At 64.9% G+C, this 23275-nt stretch carries 18 protein-coding genes; 2 read left to right on the top strand and 16 right to left on the bottom strand.

Translation table 11 applies throughout. From position 1 onward, the window contains the following. Positions 1-33: 33 nt before the first annotated feature. From E3T55_RS11195 to E3T55_RS11170, 6 genes are all read right to left on the bottom strand, one after another. Positions 34-2574 (bottom strand): pyruvate, phosphate dikinase, encoded by a 2541-nt coding sequence (locus E3T55_RS11195; protein WP_134519653.1) that lies wholly within the window; start codon positions 2572-2574, stop codon positions 34-36. Then, a complete protein-coding gene (locus E3T55_RS11190; RefSeq protein ID WP_134519652.1) occupies positions 2571-3191 on the bottom strand; it encodes a hypothetical protein in 621 nt (206 codons plus the stop codon). The genes E3T55_RS11195 and E3T55_RS11190 overlap by 4 nt, the downstream gene beginning before the upstream one ends. A 70-nt stretch (positions 3192-3261) precedes the next feature. Continuing rightward, positions 3262-4701 carry a hypothetical protein gene (locus E3T55_RS11185; RefSeq protein ID WP_134519651.1) on the bottom strand — a complete coding sequence of 480 codons (1440 nt, stop codon included), beginning with the start codon at positions 4699-4701 and terminating at the stop codon, positions 3262-3264. A 103-nt stretch (positions 4702-4804) separates the two neighbouring features. After that, the gene (locus E3T55_RS11180) at positions 4805-5224 is read right to left on the bottom strand and encodes a PEP-utilizing enzyme (RefSeq protein WP_134519650.1); all 420 of its coding nucleotides are present in this window, start codon (positions 5222-5224) and stop codon (positions 4805-4807) included. A gap of 171 nt (positions 5225-5395) precedes the next feature. Continuing rightward, complete coding sequence (arr, locus tag E3T55_RS11175; protein WP_134519649.1) at positions 5396-5824, bottom strand: NAD(+)--rifampin ADP-ribosyltransferase; 429 nt, start codon at positions 5822-5824, stop codon at positions 5396-5398. A gap of 221 nt (positions 5825-6045) precedes the next feature. Further along, positions 6046-6933, bottom strand: coding sequence for a helix-turn-helix transcriptional regulator (locus E3T55_RS11170; protein WP_134519648.1), 888 nt, complete (start codon positions 6931-6933; stop codon positions 6046-6048). A gap of 417 nt (positions 6934-7350) precedes the next feature. Here E3T55_RS11170 and E3T55_RS11165 point away from each other — a divergent pair, with 417 nt between their 5' ends. Next, positions 7351-7617: a hypothetical protein gene (locus E3T55_RS11165; protein ID WP_134519647.1), complete on the top strand. Its 267-nt coding sequence runs from the start codon at positions 7351-7353 to the stop codon at positions 7615-7617. A gap of 274 nt (positions 7618-7891) precedes the next feature. Next, a complete protein-coding gene (locus E3T55_RS11160) occupies positions 7892-8311 on the top strand; it encodes a hypothetical protein (RefSeq protein ID WP_134519646.1) in 420 nt (139 codons plus the stop codon). A 217-nt stretch (positions 8312-8528) separates the two neighbouring features. Here E3T55_RS11160 and E3T55_RS11155 read toward each other — a convergent pair whose 3' ends face one another. The 10 genes from E3T55_RS11155 to E3T55_RS11110 all read right to left on the bottom strand — a co-directional run bounded on the left by E3T55_RS11155 (position 8529) and on the right by E3T55_RS11110 (position 23114). Further along, positions 8529-8720 carry a hypothetical protein gene (locus tag E3T55_RS11155; protein WP_134519645.1) on the bottom strand — a complete coding sequence of 64 codons (192 nt, stop codon included), beginning with the start codon at positions 8718-8720 and terminating at the stop codon, positions 8529-8531. A 50-nt stretch (positions 8721-8770) separates the two neighbouring features. Continuing rightward, positions 8771-10936, bottom strand: a complete 2166-nt coding sequence (locus tag E3T55_RS11150; RefSeq protein WP_166791760.1) for an MMPL family transporter — start codon at positions 10934-10936, stop codon at positions 8771-8773. 83 nt (positions 10937-11019) lie between these two features. Further along, the gene (locus E3T55_RS11145; RefSeq protein ID WP_166791759.1) at positions 11020-11598 is read right to left on the bottom strand and encodes a TetR/AcrR family transcriptional regulator; all 579 of its coding nucleotides are present in this window, start codon (positions 11596-11598) and stop codon (positions 11020-11022) included. A 95-nt stretch (positions 11599-11693) separates the two neighbouring features. Next, positions 11694-12725: a CNNM domain-containing protein gene (locus tag E3T55_RS11140; protein WP_134519642.1), complete on the bottom strand. Its 1032-nt coding sequence runs from the start codon at positions 12723-12725 to the stop codon at positions 11694-11696. Then, a complete protein-coding gene (locus tag E3T55_RS11135; protein WP_134519641.1) occupies positions 12722-14137 on the bottom strand; it encodes a hemolysin family protein in 1416 nt (471 codons plus the stop codon). The genes E3T55_RS11140 and E3T55_RS11135 overlap by 4 nt, the downstream gene beginning before the upstream one ends. A gap of 324 nt (positions 14138-14461) precedes the next feature. Beyond that, a complete protein-coding gene (locus tag E3T55_RS11130) occupies positions 14462-15736 on the bottom strand; it encodes a TIGR02679 family protein (protein WP_134519640.1) in 1275 nt (424 codons plus the stop codon). After that, on the bottom strand, positions 15736-19821 hold the full coding sequence (locus E3T55_RS11125; protein ID WP_134519639.1) for a TIGR02680 family protein: 4086 nt from the start codon (positions 19819-19821) through the stop codon (positions 15736-15738). The genes E3T55_RS11130 and E3T55_RS11125 overlap by 1 nt, the downstream gene beginning before the upstream one ends. Continuing rightward, a complete protein-coding gene (locus E3T55_RS11120; RefSeq protein ID WP_134519638.1) occupies positions 19818-20984 on the bottom strand; it encodes a DUF2398 family protein in 1167 nt (388 codons plus the stop codon). The genes E3T55_RS11125 and E3T55_RS11120 overlap by 4 nt, the downstream gene beginning before the upstream one ends. After that, positions 20981-22459, bottom strand: a complete 1479-nt coding sequence (locus tag E3T55_RS11115; protein ID WP_134519637.1) for a DUF2397 domain-containing protein — start codon at positions 22457-22459, stop codon at positions 20981-20983. Before E3T55_RS11115 ends, E3T55_RS11120 begins: the two co-directional genes overlap by 4 nt. A gap of 130 nt (positions 22460-22589) precedes the next feature. Continuing rightward, positions 22590-23114, bottom strand: coding sequence for a hypothetical protein (locus E3T55_RS11110; protein WP_134519636.1), 525 nt, complete (start codon positions 23112-23114; stop codon positions 22590-22592). Positions 23115-23275: the final 161 nt, after the last annotated feature.

Raw genomic sequence — 23275 nt, 5'->3', positions numbered from 1 at the left:
TCGAGCGGCTCACGCTGCGGTGTAGCGGGGCGGCTATTCCGCAGCGGGAACGGCCTTTCCGAGGGCGAGACGCACGGGGGCCGCCTCGGCCGAATCGACCGCGAAGCGACGGAATCCGTGAGCGAACAGCTCACCGATGAGGCTTTCCGAGGCCTCGCCGGACACTCGCACCCCGACGCGCGTGGCCGCGTTTGCGCCGGCCGCCCCGGCGACCGTGGCGAGCAGTGGAATGACCGAGGGGTCGATGGAGTCGCGGGGATTGACGGAGAGCAGGCCGCGGGAACTGTAGCGGTCCAGGGGTTCGCGGGCAAGCAGGTACTCGTCCGGCAGGCCGAACATCGCGGCCTGCAGCAGCCGCAGCTCCACCCAGACCAGCTCGACCTCGTCACCGAGTTCGTGCGCCGCCAGGGCACCACGCGGACTGGTCAGGTAGACACCGAGTTCGACTCCGCCAGACCCCTCCTGCTCGGCTCTGATGACCGCGAGAGCGGCCGCCTCGGCACGGTCGGAGACGTTGCGCACGCATAGGCTGACGCGAGGGCGGGCACCGGATGCCGCAACCGCGCGGGTGATGCCGCGCAACTGGGCGCGGATGGACTCCGCCGAACCGAGCGGCATCGCCAGGTGGGGGTACTCGACCGCGATGGTTCTGGTGTCGAGCACGTCGGAGATCTTGTCGGTGAGAAAATCGATCGCGCGAATGCTGAACTCCAGGTCACCGGCCGCCGCGAACAGCGCGGTGAACTGCTCGGCCAGCACGTCTTCGACGACGGCGAAGGTACTCGCTTCGTCTTCGGGCGCCCGAAGAGACTCGATGACCTCGGCGAACCGAGCGCTCGTGGCCAGGATATCCGCTGCCGAAGCGACCACTCCCGGCAGGCCGGCACGCTTCGCCGCCATCACCTGGTCGACCGTGGTCGCCCGCACGAGCACTTCGGCCCCGGATCTCCGGTTGGAGAGACCGAGCAACCGCTCGAGTTGCGCACCGGCGATGGCCGGCCTCGTGAGGGTCAGCGCTCCGACGAAGACCTCCCCCGTAGCACCATCCAGCGAGAGGGCGTCACCTTCCCGAATCACGTGACCTCCGACGGACAGTGTCTTGCTCGACGCATCGATCACCAATTGCGCGCAGCCGACGACGCAGGTCTTTCCAAGTGCCCGGGCGACGACCGCAGCGTGGCTCGTGGCGCCACCGGTCGCCGTCACGATCCCGTCGGCCGCAATCATGCCGTGCAGGTCGGTCGGACTGGTGATCTGACGGGCAAGAATCACGCGCACGCCCGTCTTCGCGAGGGCCTTGGCCCGATCGGGGTCGAGGGTCACGATTCCGGTGACCTGGCCGGGGGAAGCACCGATCCCCTGAGCGATGACCCGGCCTGTCGCCCGAGCATCCACGACTTCCGCGGGGTCGAATCCGGGGCGCTGCACCTGGCGTACCTGATCGACAGACAGCATTTGCAGGGCCGCGTGGTCAGACACCGTTCCTTCGTCGAGCAGGTCGGTCGCGATTCGGATGGCGGCCGTGGCGGTGCGCTTGGCGCTGCGCACCTGCAGAAAGTACAGCACCCCACGCTCGATCGTGAACTCGATGTCGAGTACGTCCTGGTTGAGCTTCTCGAGGCGGGCGACCGTGGCGGTCAGGTCGTCGAACGCGTCGGGCAGCAGGTCGTGCAGGCCGGAGATCGGGTCGGGAGTGCGGGTACCGGCGACGACGTCTTCGCCCTGGCTGGCCGCGAGAAACTCGCCGAACAGGCCGGGGGCGCCGCTCACCGGGTTACGGCTGAAGACCACGCCCGACCCGGAATGCGCGTCGAGGTTGCCGAACACCATCGACTGCACGACGACGGCGGTGCCCATCTGGTGCGGGATGCGGTGAAGCTCGCGGTAGGTGATCGCCCGGCGGGTGTTCCAGGAACGGAAGACGGCCTCGATCGCTCGACGTAACTGTTCTCGAGGTTCTGCCGGTACCTCTTCGTCACCCTGTTCGACGAGCCTCGCCTGGCAGAAGTCCCACACGGTGTCGTAGACGACTGCCGGGTCAGGGTCGTCGCCGAGGGGGCCGAGGATCGCGTCGAGCTCGCCCGGGTCGGGCACGTCGAGAACGTCGAGCACGATTTGTGCATACATCGCGTGGAACCGGAACAGCACATCGGCCATGAATCGGGGGTTGCGGGTCTGCGTCGCGAGCGCGACGGCTGCCGGCCGGTTCAAGCCCAGGTTGAGTACGGTGTCCATCATCCCCGGCATCGAGACCGGCGCCCCGGAACGAACCGAGAGCAGGAGTGGCGTGGGGCCGCCGCCGAAGACCTTGCCCGTCTGCCGTTCGAGCGAGACCAGACGCTCCTCGATCTGCGCGAGCAGTCCCGCCGGTATGGCGCCAGAGACAAAGTATTCCCGACAGCAGGCGGTCGAGAGCACATACCCGGGTGGAACGCGCAGCCCACTGCGGGTCATCGCGATCAGCCCGGCACCCTTTCCCCCCAGCACGGCCTTGCCGGCCGTCGACGCATCATCGAACGAAAAGGTGAGAGCCGGCTCGATCGATCGAACGGTCGATTCGGCCGTGTCTGTCATTCCCCACGCTCCTGCCCGAGGGTACGCAGGAGGTCCTCGTGAAATTCGAACCAGATGTTGTGCACCGATTCGATGGTTGGTGAGGACACGTACGCCAGGTCGCCCGCCAGCACGAGATCGGTCGCGCGGATGAACCTCACCGCGTACCTGTCGAAGCGACCGTCCTGGTGGCTCAACACGGCGATGAGCTGCACCAGCCTCGACACGAGCTTGTCGAGGCGGTCGAGAACCTTGCTGTCGTATTCCGAGTCGCTGTGATCGTTCGTGATCTTGCGCCCGGCCACGTCGACCTGCTGCCACGACGAGATGGCCTTGAGAAACTGTCCGTTGACCTGCTCGAACTTCGTCGCCATCTCAAGCACGGCCGGATCGATTCTCAGGTTCGCGTATCGGGTCGCAGCGGTGGCCACGAGCGCCGGAACCGCATCATCCGTTGGCAGGGACTGCGTGCCGATCGTGACCACGAGTCCCTGCGACTCGAGATCGTCAAGGGCCGTCGCGACCTGCCCGAGGCTGACGCCGGAGGCGTCCGCGATCGCCTTCTCGGCGGCCATCTTCTTCAGGGCGATCGTATTGAGCACGTCATAGTTCACGTTGTCGAGCAGCGTGCGAGTCATGGTGGTCCTCCCGAGCGTGGAAAGCGGAGACAGCCGCATCGGGCGACTGCCTCCGCTGGGGACAAACGGGTCAGAAGAGCCAGCTGGCCTTCGACGCCCGGATGTCGGCCTTCTCGCCGAACGGCAGATAGCCCGCTCCGGAGAAGATCTTCTGCGGCACCGTTTCCTGGGCGAATCCACGCTTCTGGATGTCGTAGTAGTAGTTCGCGATGCGCTGGTCGACCTCTTTCAGCTGGAGGTCTTGTACGGCCTTGTCCCAGGTACCCGCGCGACGCAGGTGCGGCAGGATCATGCCCTGGTAGTACACGTCGTGCCCGGCCCAGATCAACTCACGCTTGGACATCTTCGACATCTTTGTGTAGAGCTTGATCGTGGCTTGCTGCACCTTCGCGAGCTGTGCCGGCAGGTCCTGAATCTTGATCGTCTGGATGTTGGCCATGGGGGTGTCCCACTTCTCCCGGGCGAAGACCGCGCCGCCGACAATCGCCGGGATGTAGTTCTTCGGACGGGTGAAGGTCGTGGAGATGTCGTTGACCCGAATCTCCGCCAGCCCCATCGCATTCGGGTCGATCTCGATCGCCAGCGTGTACGCGTGCGGCAGGCCGGCATCGCCGCAGACGTCGCTCCAGTGGTACTCCTCCTCGTTGACGAAGAGGTCACGGATGATGACGATGTTGCCGTTCGGCAGCTCGTACGGTCCCGTGTCGCCGAGCCCGAGGCGGCAGTCGAAGTGGTCGAGGAACGCCAGCAGTTCGGCGGCCGCGTTGAACCGGGTGAACTGCTCGTGACGGGGGCTTCCCTCCTCGAGCGGCTCGATCTGGTCGATGATCGTCTGCAGAAAATCCGTGTCGTGGATACGCGCCCGATAGCGGTCCTGCGAGTTCAGGATAAAACCATCCTGGCGCTTGCCGTACAGTACCCGCTGCATGAACTTGAGGATCTCGTTGCTCTCCTCGACGTAGTCGTTTGGCTTGATGGCGTCGAGCGCGAGCAGCCCGCACCGGCCCATCCCGAACCCGACAGCGCCAATACACCAGTCATGAACCCCGTTGACCTTGGTGCCGATCTCCCGACGCGACTGCGCCCCGATGTCGAGGATTCCCTGGGCGCCGACCTCGTCGGTCGTCATGCGCAGAAACTCCGGCCAGCGGTAGAACTCGTGCATGAAGGCAAGGATCTCGTACTCCTGGCGGGGAATCATGCCAGAGACGCCCTCCGTCGCGCGCATGACCAGCACATCCCAGACGTTCCAGGCGAGGTAGTTGTTCAGGTCGTTCAACTCGGGAATCGTGAACTGGTCTTTGAGCACGTCGTCCTTCGTCACGCGCTCGAGCACCTTGGACTGTGCGCGTTCTTTTTGCACCTTGTCGCCGAGGATGCCGTCTTTCAGCGGCGGCAGATCGATAAAGTTGCCGACGAATTCGAGGTCCTGAAACCTGAGCCCGTCGTCTTCTTCCTTGTAGCGATCCTTGTACGTCGCTCGCTTTCCTACTTCGGCTTCGATCGTCATCTGTATCTCCTCACATCATTGTGATCGTGTCGTTGTGATCGTGGTGTTGCGGTGGTGGTGTCGCGTTGGTGGTGTTGCAGCGGTTTAGGGGGATGCCTGCGGATCAGTCCATGAGGACGACTCGCCCGACCTCCGAATCCGTCACGTCGAGCCGCACATGCTTTCCCTCCAGATTGGCCGCCATCTCTTCGAAATGAGCGTCACCCGATTTGCCGACAACGTAGCGCGAATCGCTCGATGTCAGGTAGGCGGTCATCACACACGGAGTCTGGAACTCCCGCGAGAGAATCCCGAGGTGCGATTCGGGAGCGCCCGACATGGTGATGATGCCGATCGCGCCCATGCTCAGAGCGGGCGACAGAAAGGTCGTCGTGCCGCCTCTGACCAACAGAATGTGTTCGGCGAGCTTGCCGCTGGACAAAAGCTGGATCACGTCCTGGGGCGATCCCAGGTATTTGACCGTTCCTTCCGGACTCTTCGTGGTCTCGAAGGCGTTGAAGCCTTCGGCGAGTACTGTCGTCATGCCAATCCTCCTTGAGTGGTCTGCGTGCCGCCGCAGTCTCTTCGACGAGATTGCGCATAGCGGTATATTCCCGGAGTACGACGCTGTTACGGACTGGGCGGGGAGACAACAATCGCCGTGGTAACTATCGCGCCGAGATAGTCGCCGAGACCTGACCTCGCGGCCGCCGGGCTAGTCGTCGATGACCGCAACGCCTTGGCGGGCGAGTTTCTCGAGACCGTCGCGCATCGCCTGCAGCTGAGCGGGCGAGTGTCCCGACCAATCAACCAGTTCACCGACCACCTCCACCGGCTCACGAGTTCGGTACGAGTGGGTCGGATTGCCGGGGAATTTCTTATCCGTGACGTTCGGGTCGTCTTCGAGACGTCCCGTCGGTTTCACGATGTAGATCCGACCCCGTCCCTCGCCCGCGGCCAGCTCGGCGCCCCAGGTGGCGGCATCCAGTGTTGCGGTCAGATAGACGTGGTTCGCTCGCCGCCCGGTTTCAAAGTTCGAGTCGCGGCCGGGCACCAACAGATCTCCCACCGCCAGATGCGCTTTGGTGCCGTGGAACAAGGCCCCCGACTCGTGGACTTCGAAGGGTGTCGGCTCGTTCGTCATCTGCACTCCCTGCAACTCTGAACCGCTGCAATTCTGAACCCCTGCAATTCTGAGCTGATTCGACCTCAGCCTAGCGGCGTGCTCGCCGAGGGAGGCCCTGCTGGTACCCGTCACGAGCGACACTCCCACGCCCACGTCTGGCGCCACGGATGTGCGAAGCGAAATCGTGACCGATTCGACCATCAGCCAGCCGACGCATGCCATCGTGCGTCAAGCCTCCGTCACCTCGACTGTGGCTGGCAGTGACCTTCACTCTTCGCGGTCTGTTGCGTGGCGGCCCAGGAGGCCAGCACCTTCAGGGCATCCGCTGTCGCAGAACCGACCGGCGCCGTGTATACGTTCATGACCAGGCCCGGCTCGCTCGGCAGTTCGAGGGACTCGTAGTTGAGGTCGAGGTCGCCCACAATCGGGTGGTGCATTCGCTTGAGACCACTGCGGTGATGCATCACGTCGCGTGATGCCCAGCGCTGCCGAAACAGCTCGCTCTGGGTCGACAACTCCCCCACGAGCTTGATCAGCTCGGGGTCGTGCGGGCTGCGGCCAGCCTCCAGCCGCAGCATCGCGGCAGAATCGTTGGCGATCTGATCGTAGTCACGCCAGAACTCACGCGCAGCCGGATTCAGGTAGGTGAACCGAGTGGTGTTGACCGGGCGCCGGGGATCGTCGAACACCGGGGAATAGAGCGCTCGCCCGAGGCTGTTGGCCGCGAGGATGTCGTGGCGGCCGTTGCGCACCCAGGCGGGGGCATCCGACACGGCATCGAGTATCTGCTGAACCGCCGGACGAACTGAAATGGATGGCCGTTGCCGGCGAGGGCGCGCCGGCCCGGCGGCACGGGCCAGATTGAACAGGTACTCTCGCTCCGCCTCGGTCAGCCGAAGGGTTCGCGCGAGAGCGTCGAGAACACTTTCCGACGCGCCGGCGAGATTGCCGCGTTCCAGCCGAACGTAGTAGTCCACCGACACGCCGCTGAGCATCGCCACCTCTTCGCGGCGCAGGCCCGCGACCCGACGGTTGCCGCCATAGGCCGGCAGACCCGCCTGCTCCGGGGTGACGCGGGCGCGACGAGAACTCAAAAACTCACGGATCTCTGCACGCGTTTCGGTCATGCCTTAACGCTAAGCCACGTCAGGCCGGTGCGGGAGGCACTGCCGTTACCTGCCTCGGGAGCACCCTGCTCGCGGGCCGGCGCAGGAGCCCGGCCAGTGGATTCGAGGCTCCCGCTGCGACAGACTGGCGAGTCGAATTGCCCCCCCTCGCCCCGGCGTGCAGCACGGTCCGGCGTGAACGCTGTTCGCCGACCGTCCGGTGGCGAATTCAGGAAAAGCCTCCCGTGCCGGTGCGGAGCGGCCGGGCCAGTGCGGTGGCGGCACCGTTGCCCGGCAGATTTCCTGAATTCGCCACCGAAGTGATCGTGGCAGAGCCGGGTTCGCCGCTTCCGACGTGGCGGCCGCCTCTTCATCATTGAGACTCTGCTGCGTCGTCGCGAGCGGTTCTCCCCGCATTACTGGTGAGATCTGCGTCTCTTGTTCGGTCTCTTCGTCTTCGCGGTGACGTCGTTCTCGGAGAAGGTAGCCACCGACGCGCTGGTCCTCGAACGCGGCAAAACGACGCTGGAATACGCCGATGATGATGCCCCGCCGCCGGATGCCGATTTGACGACGTCAGCCAGAATGATTGCCACCGTCAGTATGACTCCACCGATCGACTGCAGAACGGCCAGAGTTCGTCTGAGCAGCGTACGGCTGCGGATGTTCGTTCCCATTTCGATGCCCCCTTTCGAGGCAGCTTAGCAAGTTGCGAGACGGCTGTTCAGTCTCATGCGGACGGCCGTCGGCAGCCCAGAACTGACCCCGGAGGCTGACTCGTACGGGGTCGCTCACAGTGTCTTCCCGAAGCGCGTAGTCGACGTCGCCCCCTCGGCGACAGGACGAACCTGTCAGCCGAGTCGCCGCCGCGGCGCCGGTAGATCTGCGCCGAAAAAATACTCTGATCAGGGGAACGGATTGATGCTATTATCACGCCGATTCTGGAAGTGCCAAACCTACTGCACGAGAGGAATTCATCATGATCTCCCAAGATCAGAAAGTCGTCGTTCCTTCAACGCCAGGCAATCCAGCAAACGTGGGCGTTCCGACTCAGGTTGCCAATCCACGCAGAGCCGGTTGGCGCACCTTTATCCAATCAGCTCTACCCATTCTCTTCGCGCTGAACCTCGCCATTCCACTTCTTCAGGATCTTCTTGCGACGCCGCCCTTTGACGCGCTAACTCCGGGGTGGGCCATCGTCGCGCTGAACCTGTTCGGGCTCGTAATTGCGTTCCTCGCCAAGCTTCTGGCACAGCTGATGGCGATCCCCGCGGTCAACGACTGGATCTCTCGAAACGTTCGTTTTCTTGCACCCATCAAGCAGATTGCGTCGCGACCAGAATCACCCACGCACCAGACGCAAGCCCCGTCCGCACCAGTCACCCGCGACGACGACTAATTCGGGAGTTTCGGCTGCGCACCCTTTTTCACCGCGGCGGAGAAGAAAGGCCCCGACCGGGACGCACCCGAACTGAAATGACCATCGACCTGCCGCGTCCCCGTCAACGGCGCAACAAGACCGACGGGATACAGGTGGCGGTCGCCTGTGCATCGTTGAGACGCTCCTGACCCGAGATCGAATCAATGCGACCCGGATGCCTTCAGCCGAACACCGCCTACCCTCGCACGCTTACAATCCAGCCGACAACCTGGCCGTGGTGGGCGCGCGGCTGGCGCAGGCTCAGTACGCTGTGCTGCATGGCTCCCCCTGCCTGCGGCAGCAGGACGCCGCGTTCCGCTGCATCCGTCGACGGGTGGTAGCGCACCGAGATCTGATCGATGCGGACGCTCCGACCCAGCTGCTGCACGCAGCACACCGCTGTCCCAGAGAGCCTGCTGAATATCGAGCGCCTCGGTTTCAGTTGGGTGTTCCCACGCCGCCAGCGGCTGACGAACGGCGCTTTGCGCTCCCCCAGGCCGCGCGACCGGCGATCGCGAGCAGCGCGGGTACGAGCACCAGCATCACGACGAGGGCGTACACGGCGACGGACATCGCCAGGCCGAAGCCGAACATCGTCACGGTGCGCTGGTCGTTGAGAATGAAGCTGCCGAAGACGACAACCATGACGGAGGCCGCGGCCAGAATCACCCGGGCCGTCGCGGCCAGGCCGTCGCGCACCGCCCGGTCGGTGTCTCCCGTGCGAGCGAGCTCCTCTTTGACGCGACTGAGCAGAAACACGGTGTAGTCGGTGGACAGACCGAACAGCACCGCGAAGAGCATCACGGGCACGAACGATTCCACCGGGCCGGAGGATACCCCGAGCAGATCGGCGGGCCACCATCCCCACTGGAACACGGCGACGACGGGGCCGTAGGCGGCGCCGACCGCGAACAGGTTCATGATCACGGCCATGGCAGCGATGAACGGCGCTCGGAACTCGATCAGAAGCACGATGAAGGCCAGCACAACCACGATCAGAATGAACCAGCCGATCTGGGCCAAAAGCGTATCGGCCAGGTCGATGCTCGTCGCCGTCGCCCCGCCAACATGGGCGACCGCATCCGGTGCCGCAGCCGGCAGTACGGTGTCGCGCAGGTTGTGCACCAGGATCTCGGTGGCGGCGTCGTCCGGCGAGCTGGTGGGGATCACCGTGAAGAGCGCGGTCGTTCCGTTCTCGGCCAGTCGCGGCGGCGTGACCGCGCTCACGCCATCCGTCACCGCCAACTGGGTGTGAATGGCGAGGCTCGCGGTCTGGTTCTCGGCCGGTGTCGAGTCGGTGCCGAAGTCGACCGTGACCAGAAGCGGGCCTGCCCACCCGGCACCGAAGCCGTCGACGATGAGGTCGTAGGCCTTGCGCTGGGTGGTGTCTGCGGCCTGGGACCCACCGTCGGCGGTGCCGAGCCGCAGCGAGAGCAGAGGCAGCGCCAGAATCGCCAGCACGAGCACCGCGGCGAGCGCCGACACCCAGCGACGACGCTGAATAAGGCCCACCCAGCCGCGCCAGCCCGACGCGGGCTGAGTGCGGGAGCTGCGCACGGCATCCGTCGTCGGCGGGGTCGTCTTGCGGAGCTTCCGCACCCGCACGCGGTCTAGGTTGGAGCCGAAGATCGCCAGCAGCGCCGGCAGCAGGGTGACGGCGGCGAGCATCGTGGCGCTGACCACGATGGCGCTGGCGAGCCCGAGCGAGGAGACGAACGGGATGCCGATGGCGTAGAGGCTGAGGATGGCGATGATCACCGTGGCGCCGGCCACCAGAACGGAACGGCCCGCGGTGGTCATGGCCGCTTCGATGGATGCGTTCGGGTGCAGTCCCCGAGACATGCCCTCGCGGTGCCGGGTGACGATCAACAGGGCATAGTCGATGCCGACGCCGAGGCCGATCATGGCGGCCACGATGGGGCCGGATGTGCCGATGGTCATCACCGAGGCGATCATGGAGATCGAGGCGATCCCGATGCCGAGGGCCATGAGGGCACTGACCAGAGTGACCACCATGGCGAACACGGAACCGAACACCAGGAGCAGCACCAGGGCAGCGGCCAGCAGCCCGTAGACCTCGCTCCCCGACGGTCCAGACTCGGCCTGTGCGGCGGGGCCGCCGAATTCGACCTGCACCCCGGTGCTCTGCACGCCGGCAAAGGCGGCCTGCGCCTTGGCCAGAGTTTTCGCCGGGATGTCCTTGGCCCGCTCGGTGAACTGGATGGTCACCATCGCCGTCATGGCGTCTTCGGAGACCATCGGCTGGGGCGGGCCGTACGGCGACCGAACGGCGGCGACGCCGTCGAGCGTGGCCAGCTCGGCCACGGCCGCCTCCACTGCGGTACGGGTGGAGTCGGAGGTGACGGGTGCTCCAGCATCCGTGCTGTGCACGATGGCCTGCATGCCGTCACCGGACAGTTCCGGGAATTGTTCACGAAGGGTGTCATAGGCGGCCTGCGAGTCCGTGCCGGCGAGGGTCAGGTCGTTGCTGAAGGCGCCGCCGATCGCCCGGCTGCCAAACAGGGTGCCGAGGAGCAGCACCAGCCACATCGAGACTACGAGCCAACGGTGGCGGGTTGATGCGCGAGCGAGTGCAGAAAGCACGGATGGTCCCATCACGATTCATCGAATGTGGCAGCCCGATACGGGCTGCTCATTCGAGACTAGATGAAACGAGACAGCGCTGTCTAGTTTTCCACCGCAGGGTTCGTGGCGTCGGGGCTCTCGTTCCCTGTCGCGATCCCGCCGACCAGGGTGCGAAAAATGAGGTCGGACACGTCGATGTCAGCGTGTTTCGTGGTCGGCGCCGCGCGCACCGCGGCGATGAGCATCGAGGCCATGGCCGTGACGATCCACTCCGGCGCCAGGTCGGCACGAATATCGCCTTCACGCTGACCCCGCTTGACGACCTCCACCACGGGGGCGAGCACCTGGTCGCGCTGGGTGAGGAATCGCGGGCTGGCGTCGGACGCCTTGATCAGGATGATGCGGAAGCGCATCCCATGCTTGCCCAGCGCACCGATGACACGCCGGAGCACCTCCAAAGCATTCCCGTCGTCGAGGCGACACGCGTGTAGCGTCTCCGACGCACGAGTGAGGGCCTCCGCCTGGATCGCCTTGAGCAGGGTCGGCCTGTTGCTGAAATGACGATAGAGGGTGGCGCGGGTCAGGTTCGCGGCCTGCGCAACGTCCGCCATCGAGGAGTCGGGGTCGCGTGCGAGCACGTCGGCCGCCGCCGCCAGCAGTGCCCGCTGGTGGCGTTCCACGTCGACGCGCGGAACGGCTGGTTCTTTAGGGCTGGGCATGGTGCCTTTCCGGGGAGTTCATAAAACTCGACGATACGCGACGCCGTGATCCAGAGTCAGGTGCGCGCATCCGTCACCTCGGTGCGAGGCAGCAGGCGCGGGAGAACGTCGGACAGGGTCACGATGCCACGGAACGTGCCGTCGGCGTTGACCACCACGACGAGCTGCTGGCTCGTCGCGCGCATCTGGGCGAGGACCTCGTAGACGCGGGTCTCCCCCGCCAGTGCCAGCACGGATCGTACGAAGGGGGCGGCAGGGGCATCGAGGGCGTCGACCAGGGTGTCCCGAACATGGATGACACCGGGAACACCCTTCTCGAGGTCGCCGACCAGGATGCGCATGTGGCCGGATTGAGCAGCAGCACGCTGCACGTCGGCGACGGTTGCATTGTGGGGCACAACGGTGGGGCTGATACTGACGTCGATGAGCTCATCGAGGCGCAACGTTTCCAATTCGATCGCGCCTTCCAGCTGATCCCGGAACGAGCTGTCGAGCATGCCGGTGCGGGCCGATAACTCCACGAGGTGCCGGATCGTCTCCGCGTTCTGCCCGCCGACCGCGGCGCTTTCGACCGGCATGACACCGGATGCGGCCACCAGCTTGTTGGCAATGCTGTTGATCCAGATCAGGAGGGGCCGGAAGGGCCAGATGAAGATGCGGGACGGGATACCGATCACCTTTGCCGCAGTCTCGGGGTGAGCGATGGCCCAGGACTTCGGGGCCATCTCTCCAACCACGAGGTGCAGGAAGGTGACGATCAGCAGAGAGAGCGAGAACGCGAGCACGCCGGCAGCCCACTCCGGCATCCCCCAGGTCGAGAAGATCGGCCCGAGCCAGTAGTCCAGAGCAGGCTTGGTCACGGCGCCGAGCGCGAAGGTGCAGGCCGTAATGCCCAGCTGCGCACCGGCGAGCATCAAGGTCAGTTCGTTGACGCCTTTCAGAGCGGCTCGGGCGGAACGGTCCGTCGCCGCAGTAGCCTCAAGGCGGTGCCGCCGCGCACCCAACAGCGCGAACTCAATGATCACGAAGAACGCGCTGAGCGCGATCAGGACGACGGTGGCGATCGCCACAACAAGACCATCACTCATCGGTCAACCGCCTCGGTGTCGTCGGATGCCGGTTCGGATCCCGGGCGGGAGCGCTCGTCGCCAAGGGTCTCGATGAGGGTCACGCGTACCTCGTGCGGAACATGGCGTTCAATGGTCAGGATCTCGATTTCCAGCGCCCTGTGCACCTCGTCGTCTCGAACGAGATCAGCGGGGTCATCGGGAAGTGCGACGTGGAAGGTTTCACCGGCGCGGGGCAGGCCGCCGCGCTCGGCAATGATGAGACCGGCAACGGTCTCGAAGTCACCGGTGGGCAACTCGTACCCGATGGCGCGGTGCATCTCGTCGACGTGCACGTCGCCGGTCATGAGCCAGATCGCGTCACCGTCAATGTCGACGGACGGAGCGGATGACTCGTCGTGCTCATCGGTGATCTCGCCGACGATTTCCTCCGCGAGGTCTTCGAGGGTGAGGATTCCGGCGAATCCGCCATACTCGTCGATCACGCAGGCGAGTTCGTTATGGGCACGAGTGATCTCGGCGAGAGCATTGGGCAGTTTCGTCAGCGTGGACAGAACGACCGCTGGTTGCATGAGTTGTGTCACAGGGGCATCTTCAGGCAGCGTGGATCCGAGCACGTCGGTGAGTTGAACCACGCCCAGAGGCTGGCTCTCATCGTCAACGACCGGGTAGCGCGTGTGAGCACGCGCCATCAGCTGGCGCACCTCACCGATGGTGGTATCGGGGCGAACCGTGGCGACGAGGGATCGGGGAATCATCGCGTGCTCAACATCTTGCTCGGGAAACTCCAGGATGCGATCGAGCATGAGGGACAGCTCCGCGGGCAGATCACCGCTGTCGCGGGAGTCCGAGACGATGCGTTCGAGGTCTTGTGCCGTGGCGCTGGAGTCGACGTCGTGCACCGGTTCGATACGCAACAGCCGGAGCAGGGCATTGGCCGCGAAGTCAAAGATGGCGATGAGCCATCCGAAGACCGCCAGATAGATCGTGGTTGAACGAGCCAAACCGCGCGCGAGGGGCTCAGGGTTCGCGATCGCCAGGTTCTTGGGGTAGAGCTCACCGAAGATCATCTGTACGACTGTCGCGAGCACCAGGGCGATGACCGTACCCAGGGTGACGCTGACCGCCATGGACACGCCGACCCCGCCCAGCAGAGCGCCCAGGGATTCACCGATCAGCGGCTGCGCGACGAAGCCGACGAGCAGCCCCGTCACGGTGATGCCCAGTTGCGCGCCGGAGAGCATGAATGACGTGCGCTTCGTGACGGCGAGGGCGCGTACCGCCGAGACGTCCCCCGCCGCCGCGCGGGTGCCGAGTCGGTTGCGGTCCACCGACATGTAGGCGAATTCCTGAGCCACAAAGTAGCCGTTGGCCGCGATGATCACGAGTGTGATTACGATGCCGAGCAGCAAGAGAAGCAGGGTTTCGATCACGAGTACGTCACCTCGTCAGGGTGCGATCGAAACTCTCGCGTTCGATGTGAAGTCGTGCATGGCCGGTCAATGGCCCACAGGGCCATGGCTGGTGAGCCCACAGTAGCGGTCAACGCCTTTCGAGGTGTGCAAATAGAAAGAATCTCTATTTTACTGAACGGTTGCTGTATATGAGCAGAGCGTTCGAGTCACCGGATTGAAACCCCGAGACCACTGCCTAGCGTCCTGCGGTCATGGCGGAGGACTGTGGCTGTTCGACCCAGGTTCGAGCCATTCGATCGACCGCTCGCCATCGGACGCCGCACCAGGGCTGACTCACCCGAGTCAGGCCAGCAGGTCGCCGAGCAGGATGTTCACGACAGCTTCCTCGTGCACTGCGGCGTTCGTCCGTACCATCACCCAGGACAGCTGCTCATCCCACTGGGTCTCCCGGCGGACACCGTCCAAAGGCCCGAACGGTCCTGTGCTCGCAGCGGCCGCATAGTCGCCCGCTCCCATCCGCCACGGCTCAGCGCCGGCAGACAGTACCCGGCTGGCAATGAGAATTCCCGGCCAGTCGAAGTCGCCGTGATACCGCACCGTAATCCCGCTGCGGATCAGCGAGCGGAGCACCTGCCATCCGGCTGCTGCCCCTTGCCCAGAGAGGCACACTAACGGTGCGCCGACGGCCGACCGTGCTGCGGCCGACAGGATCTGCGGGTTCTCGCATGCGAATACCACGGAACCCGGTACGGCGAACGTTGTGTCACCGACGGTGCGGAGCTCCTGCACCGTCAGGTGGGTGACCAGGCCAAGGTCGGCGCGTTCCCGCATCATCACCGCCCACCGGTCACTCCCAGGCGGGCGGAGTCCCCAAGTCATGGCCGTCCCCGACACGTCATCCGTGGCAACACCGGCACGCTCCCACAGACGGCGGGTGTCCTCACCAGACGCCGGCAACGGTTCGTCGAACTTCACAGCCAAAGCCCTCACCATAAGGCGGGCAGCTAGTTCCCCTTCATCGAACCCGTGCGCTGTCCCGGTGGCGGTGGTCGCCAGCTCTCCCAATCCGAACACTGGATTTGATCCGATTTCCGGGTCGTGAAACACGAGAGCACGGGCGAGCTCACCCCACCCGATTTTGAACCCGCCGATAGCTTGCACCGCGGCCATAGCACCGGCCTTCGTGAGCACCCCGGACCTCCGAACACCTTCCACGAACGCCTGCGCTTGCACCGGGGTGAACACGGCGCTGGCCGCCTGCTCGAGAGCGGTCATGAGTTGTGCCGTAGATGTGGTCCGGTCTTCCCGGGCTTGCCGGCGGTCCACAAGGGGAGACCCGGTGACCGCTGCCGTCACGTCGGCGAGGTTCGCCTGCGGGGAAGACCGCCGGAGTGCCATGTCGAGAGCGTCCAGCTTCACCCGGACCGGACCTGGGCGGATGTCCTTGGCCGCGAACAGGCCGCTCAGCCTTTCAGCGCCATTCGCATCTAGCTCCACGGTCACCACACCTATCGCCGACAGCCGGTTGGATTCCAACCGTTTCCTGACCACCGCCCAGAAACCGGTGAGCGACGCCGCGGACAGGTAGCTGAGCAGGCGTTCCGGGATGTCGTCCATCACACGTCCCGGAGGTGGTGGCGCTGCCCGTCCCAGTGGTACCTGATTGCGGTAGTCGGAGAGTCCTCACCGGTGGACCGGATCTCATACTCGTCCAACGAGCCGACGTTCCCGTAGTGCAGCCACAGGTCAAACCCCGTCATCATAAAGTCGATGTCCCGTTCCACAAGGATCGAGGTGAGGATGCGACGGCCGTGGTCATCCACCATCGCAAACGCGTCGTCGAGGAGAATCAGCCGGGGCGCAATCTCGGGCAGCGCGCTGAGATGAGAGTCGAGAGCGGAGATCAACGCCAGATAGGTGACGTAGCGCAGCTCACCTTCGGAGAGTTTCGCGCCTTTCAACGTGCGCTCCTGCTTCTCGTTCGGACCCAGCACAACTGGTTCGACGCTGTACCAGCTCCGGTAGTCGAGGCTGTCCGACAGCGCTTTCGCATAGCCTTCGGCGCGGTTCAGGTTGTAGGCGTCCTCGACAGTCTGACGCAACAAATCGGAGAGTTCATCGCTCTCAGCGGCAGAGCGCACCTGATCGGCGATCGCGACCAGCTTGCGGATACGGTTTACCGCGTCGGTGACGTCGTCTTTGCCTGCGAAACGCAGACGAACTCCAATGCCGTTGCTGGTGCGGTGCCGCGACACCCGCACGGAGGTGTCCCGGATGGTCTCCTCGGCCAGGCGGATGGTCTTCCGCATGTCGTTGGCGACACCGTCGACGATGAACCGCTGGAACACCTCCGCCTCCGACTGGATGATCGCCTGGCGTCCGGTCTCCGCACGACGGGCGAGGTCACCGGCGGCCGCGGGGAGCGCGTGGGTGCCTTCTCCGCCGGTCAGCTCCACGAGGAGGACGCCGTGGGTGGTGGGTCGGTGTACCTCGAACATCTGGGCGACATTGTCACGGAGTGTGTCCACTGCCGCGTGGACGTCGTCGATGGACACGGTGCGCTGCTTTGCGACGTTCGTCCGGAGCCACCTGACCAGATCCGCAGGAGGACCCTGGTCGTCAGGAGCGGCGTCCCCGGTGACAGCGTCAATGACCCCGGGAAGCCGCAGGACCGCCTGCACGTGAGCCGCCGCGCCAGCTGCGCTAGCTGTTGCGGCGACGGCCCGGTCGGTCGCGGTGTCGACCGCGGCGACCGCGGTGCCATGCCGGCCTGCTGCCTCCGTAACTTGACCGTCGGTCGTGTTTTTTTCCGTGGTCGCCGTGCCGAGCATGGTTTCGACGGTGGCGAGCTCGGTAATGACTTGCTCGGCGGTCGCGCCGATGGTCGCCTCGAGCTCGCGGATCACGGCCGCCTCGGTGCGCCACCGCTCCCCCGCCTGGTTGGCGACCAGAAGTTGGCTGTCGGCTGCGGCGATCTCTGTGTTGACGTCGCCTTCCGCTACGTCAAACACCCTCAATTTCCGGGTGAGCGCCCCGATGCGAGTGAGGGCGGTATCGCAGGCTTCCATGGTGGAGTTCAATTGCTGGACGGATTCTTGGAGCGCCGGCTCAGTAGCGGGGAGCTCTGCATGGTGGCACGCGCGACGGTGGATGGCTTCCCGGTCATCCCAAGCCGTGCGCGCCGTCACCGCCTCGCCCTTGGCTGCAGTGGCGGCCTGCCACAATGCGTCCGCCGTCTTCCCGGCAGCGTTCTTAGCCGTATCCGCTTGGATGACCGCGGTGGCGGTCGGGGCTGCACGTACATGGGCCCGTATCGCCGCCCTCAACGCGGCCGCGTCCGATGCGTCCACGTCACAATCTGCGAGGAGTGAGTCGAGCTCGTTGAGCCGGGCACTGATCAATATCAAGCGGGCAACTCTCGCGCGTTCCTGGGCTGTGGCGCCAATGTGCCGGGCTGTCGTGACCGGAGAACGTCCGGCCAGGAGGCCTGCGCGCCACGAACCATCCTCCTGAATGCTCAGCGGGAGATCGGGGTCGTTGAACCCGATCCGTTCCAGAATCTGGGCGACCACTGGGGCGGCCGGGTCTGCGGACAGGACTTCGCTGAGCGGTCGGGCGGCGACCGTTCCCCGCGCGCAAACAATGAGTTCCCCGGTCACCGGTTGCACCCCCTCTCTCGTGACAGTGGCGGTGAGGATCCCGGATGTGCGCAGCGCGCTCTCCACCGCATTCTGGACGTGGTCAGGCACGCCGGGTTGGAAGTCCACCATCTCCCAGAACGCGTGCCCGTCTGCCACGGTCACCCACGGTTGCCGCTCAGGCTCCGGGGCCATGCTGTTCTGCAACGCTTCCTGTTCTGCAGACAGTTCCGTCTGTTCCAGGGCCAGCGCACTCCTGCGGTGCCGGATCTTCTCGACGGTGACTGCGACACGGTCGAGCGCATCGGCGGCGACGCTGTCAGCGACCCCGTCCAGCTCCTTCATGGGCGGGAGGGCACCGTCGGAGAGGATTCCGGCCAGTGTCGTTTGAGCCCAGTTCACCTCACCGAGGAGGGCAACCGTCGCCGGGTTTCGCACCCATCCCGTCCACGCGTGGGCCAGAGTGTGCCGGGCGGTATCGGCCTGCCTGGCCGTGGCGATGGCGGCATCCCTGGCGCCGCCGGCAGCGACGTCAGCCTTCTGGGCGTCCCGTTCGAGCGATCCCACCGCGCGTTCGTCACGGATCAACTGCTGCGCGGTGGCGAGCCGCGCACCGGCGACGACCCACTTGGCGTCAGCCTCTGTCCGCAGGAGCACGTGCTGGTCGGTAACCGGTAGGAGATTGGGTGGGGTGATGGTGACTGTCGGGGTGCCAGCGGACACCCGATCGGTGAGGTCGTCATCGACAGTGCGTCGGACGGTGATCTGTCGGGTGGCGCCTGCCTCCACGGACGCGGACACGGCCGGGAGCGCATGCGGGAGGCCAGCGTCGACAGCGCGGGCGCCGGCCGCCCGGACAGCGCCAGCAACGCTGTTGCCGGCCTCCGCAGCGCTGTCGGCTGCGGTCGACGCACGAACCACGGCCGCGTTCACACTGTCGAAGAGGCGCCACCACGATCGGAGCTCGGAAGCTGCCTCGCTTTTCAGCGCCGCCACCGTGCCCCGGCGGTCCATGAACATCACAGCATTCTGGTACGCCGACGACTGTTCCAACGCCGACTTCCGGGCTCCGAGCTGTGAGATCTGCTCGCCGAGTTCGCGGGCGTCCTTCAACTTTTGCCTGAACCGGGCCTTCGCGGCTGCTTCATGGTCTCGCGCGTCCCTCTCGACGGTGGCCGCGGTATCCGCTGAATTAACGGCTTCCGTCAACCGTTGGGTCTCTGTGAGGAGGACAGTGGTGACGTACCCGCGGTACACGTGCAACGCCTCGGAGGCATGCCGCGACGCTTCCTCGATGTCGTGCTGCTGCTCCCGGGTGTCCTGCAGGTTGTCCAGGGATAGGCCGGCCGCGCGGATGGTGGCGTCCGGCATCGGCGGCAACGAATCTGTCAGTAGCCGGGTGACGTCCTTCGGCCGGTACTTCGCACCGAAATCCGGGGAGCGGAGGTTGTACATGACAGCGAACGCGGCAGAGAGTCGGGTGCGGCCGGCGTCGTCCGTGACTCCGTACAACTGCTGGGCGACCCGCGTCCAATGTTCAGTGCCCTGCTGGGTGATGTTGTGCGACCCGACGAGTTCACCGAGCTGTGCCCGGGGCAGCGGGTGTCGGGTGTCATCCAAGAGCCGCAGATCGTAGCCGACCCGCAAGGGGGTGATGAAGAAGTGCACGTCTGAGTTGTTGGTGTTCCGTGAATACTTGAAGTACGCGCCGACAGTTCGGTAGTCACCGTCCCTGTTGACGTACTCTGCCCAGACGTACCCGACACGGTTACTGTCCTTGCCGAGCATTACCCGCATAAGCGAGTCGATGGTGACCGCTCCCGAGGACCCGGACCCCATCTTGCGGCGGTCCCCGGTCAGCAGGAACGGAAACAGCATGTCCATTCCCCGGGACTTCCCCGACCCGTTGGGGCCTCGGAACACGACCCGACCGCCTTCGCAGGCGAACTCGACGTTGGCGAACTTATGAACGTTGACGATCCCCGCGCGCACCAGCCGGAAACGGTCTTTGAACGCCGCCGCTCGCGCGTTCGCGGCCAGGTCGGTGACGATAGCGATGTTCATGATCCCTCTTCCAACACGTCAAACAAGCTGAGTTCCACGACGGTCTCGGCGTCCACCTTCATTGGGGCTGACCGGCGGGTGATCGCTGCCCTATAGCGGGCCGCAGCCGGATGCAAGGTAAAGATTCCCGAACCGATCGTGAGCAGGCCGACAGCGCAGAGGATTCTGCTGACCGTGGCTTTCACCCGGAGGGGGGCGGCCGGGTCAGACGGGTCAAACTCCAAAGTCAGATGCCCTCGGTACGTGTCGAGCATCGTGGCGATGATCTGATCGACTGTTTCGTCTGTGACCGTGACAACGCCGCCACTGCCGGTGTTGCGGATGCGGGCCAGTTCGGTGAGGAACATCAACGCCAGTTGGCGCGGCAATCCTTGCCCGGGGAACGGTTCATCGGTGGCGTCCTCGGCGACATCCCAGGCGAGGGCGCCTTCCCTACGCACCTCCAAATGCAACCCGAAGAGCTCGTCCAGATGATCCTCCAACGTTGCCCGGTCACGAGACCAGATCCGATCTTCCTCCGGGGTGAGGAGAGCGCGGTCCAGGATGGGGTCCTCCACCAGCCGACGCGCGAGCGTGCGAGCGGGACGGTCGGTGCGGGTCTCCCCGATGACCGGGTTTGCGAGAAGGTACGACAACGCCGTCTGATTCACGGTCAGCAGTACTTCCGGGTCCTGACCGGCGCCCCACGCGCTGGCCGAGCCTTCGGTTTCTTCCACGACCCCGAACCCGGCGAGCAGGGTCACGGCGGTCGCCAGGTCGCGACGTTCCGAGTGCGACTCCCCAGTGGCGATCCCTGCGGTAGCTGCGTCTGAATATACCTGCGCGACGAGCGCAGAGATCAACCATTGGTCCGCCGCCCCAGGCGCTTGCAGCGCTGCCGCCAGCAAGCAGATGTATTGGTACACGCGGGGGGTGACTGGACCGTTGGGGCCGGTCAGCGCACGGACCGGAGAGGTGCCGGGGAGCGGCGGCTTCAAGAGACGGGCGAACGTAGATTCCACGACGAGCCGGTACCCGACGGTTTCCCCGAACCGTCTTTTTAGCTCCGTGGAGTTTCGGCGGACCAGCAGGAAGACGTCCGGGTGACGGGCTTGGGTGAGGAACGTATGTCGTTCCAGGTGGCGGGCAGCATCCCTGACTTCGAAGTTGACGGCGTCGCTCATGCGGTAGCCTCCTTCCTGACCTGGCTCTGTATCGACGTGACCGTCAACCGGTGCCCGTGCACAGTGAACACCCCTTCGTCGAACAGGATGGTGCTCACCCCGATGATCGGCTCCCGATGCAGCCGGAACCCGGCTTCCAGATTCTCTGAAATGTCAGTGGACTGGTCGATCAACGTCAGCTGAGCGTGCAGCAGCTCCTGCGCGGCGGCCGACAGGCGGACACCGTCGAGGGTGCCTGCCTCGATCAGTTCCACCGTGGCCAGTTGCCGGCGTTGCATCTGAATGATCGCGTCCTTGTGCGCCAGCTGGGTTTCCAGGATGGCATCCCGTACGGTGGCGGTGCGGCCGCGCGCTGATCGGTCGCCGCGCTCTCGCAAACTGATCGGTACTTCTACGTTCGGCGCGTTCCACCACGACGTGTTCGCGGACGGTTGGATCTTCTCGTCGTCACCGAGCAGGAGATGCCGCCACGAGTACACGCCGAACGAGTTCGCGAATAGGCGGTGCGCTTCCTCGTCTTCAGCGATGTTGAACCTTTTAGCGAGCCGGAGCAGGTCATTGCGTCGGGAATGCCCGGACCCGGCGTCGGTGACGATGCGTTTGGCGTTCACCAGCAGCTGGCCGAGGGCTTGCTCGGTGGCGGCCCGGAACGCCACCGGCCCGGATGCGTGCCCGTCAGCGGCGTACCAGTCGCCGAGCCACGCCCAGTCAGACGCGGTGCGACCTTGGCTGAGTTCGGTGCCTTCCACGGTCAGCGTCTGCCATACGGCGAGGGTGTTGATAATGCCTGGGAAGTGTGGTTCCAGATGGGTGAGGAGGGCGGAGATGCGCGGGGCATGCTGTCGGACGTCGGTGCCCAGAATGTCGATATAGCGCATCAGCGTGGCTTTCAGTGCCAAGTATTCGTCACCGACGATGTCGTATCGGGACAGAATTCCAGCGAGGTAGGCGGTGAAATCTCGTAAGCTGTCCCGGAACTCGCGGTGGGAGTTGAACGTGGTGGTGACAGCGGCCGCGATCAGGTCAGGATTGTTACCCCCCGTAATCTCCTCGAGGATTCGGGTGAGTTGCTCGGCGATTACCCCCATGAGTTCTCGCGCGACCTCCTTGGCGCCGTCAGTGGCGTTGACGATGTCGTCAGACTGGGAGGTGACCCGCGCACCGAGTTTGGAGGCTTGGTACCGGGATTTCGCGCGTCGCAGTTCGGCGATGGTCGTGACCCGGTAGTTGCGGATGGATGGGATGACGTTCCCCCACCCTTTCAACTGGGTGCAGCGCGACTCGACCTCATCCTCAGTGATTGGGAACCCGCTTGCCACCAACTCGGACGCAATCTCTGCGGCACTCATCTCCCGGGTGAGGATCTCCCCGGAAAGTAGACGCATAATACGGCGGTGCTGCTCTGTCTGTTCAGTGTGCAGGTGGGCGTACAAGCTCAGCCGCGACAGTTCAGCGCTCTCAGGTTCAGCCACCATCGACCCCCTCCGGTGCCGTCAGGTACGGCTCCCCAAAATGCTATCGGCGACCACCGACACTCTCCGCGAGGTGGCGAGTCTGAACCGGCGACTACCGCATGACGTTATCGTCAGGTGCCGTCGCAAAGCGTCAGGACTTCTGCTCGGCGGAGGCAACCGTGGGGCCTTCGACCTCGGAGGGAACCCGCCGCTCAAGCGACGAGGCCGCGGCCAATATCCCAACGGCGACAGCGACAGCCGAGAGGCTTCCCGGCTGGATCAGCACGGCCGCGACGAACAGTGCCATTGCCACTCGGTATCCGGCCGTGCGGTACCGAGGCCGAGAAAGGAGCCCGGCTGCCAGGACGGCGACCACCGCAGTGGCAAGAACTGCCGTCACGGCGAGAAGGGGCTCGACCCAGTAATTGACGCCCGGTGCCTGATCAATAGGGCGGGCGCTTGTTGCGAACCAGGTGGACCAGCTGAACATGGCAATGGGCAGAATTGAGATGCCGGCCATGAGCCGGGGCTGAAGCCGCGAAGGCTTCGGGCCGGCCGTGGCAACACCCAAAGCGATCAGCAGAATCACTCCGTACACACCGTACGTGCCAATCCCAACTCCGATGTAGCTGATGCCGTCCGCGCAGTAGAACGAGCCGGGATCGTCGCTGCCCATCCGGAGGAAACTACATTGGTAGTGCAGGTCGTCACGCACCAGGCTCAGCAGGAAACCACTCCCCGCAAGAACGGATGCAACGAAGCCGACACTCAGGCTCAGTATCGCTCTGCCCCTCGGACTCACGGCATCCTGCTCAACCCATGACGATTCATCCGTTC

Source organism: Cryobacterium frigoriphilum, from assembly GCF_004403305.1.
Lineage (GTDB): Bacteria > Actinomycetota > Actinomycetes > Actinomycetales > Microbacteriaceae > Cryobacterium > Cryobacterium frigoriphilum.
Note: the sequence above shows the minus strand (reverse complement) of the source record. Positions and strands in the feature narration are given on the sequence as shown.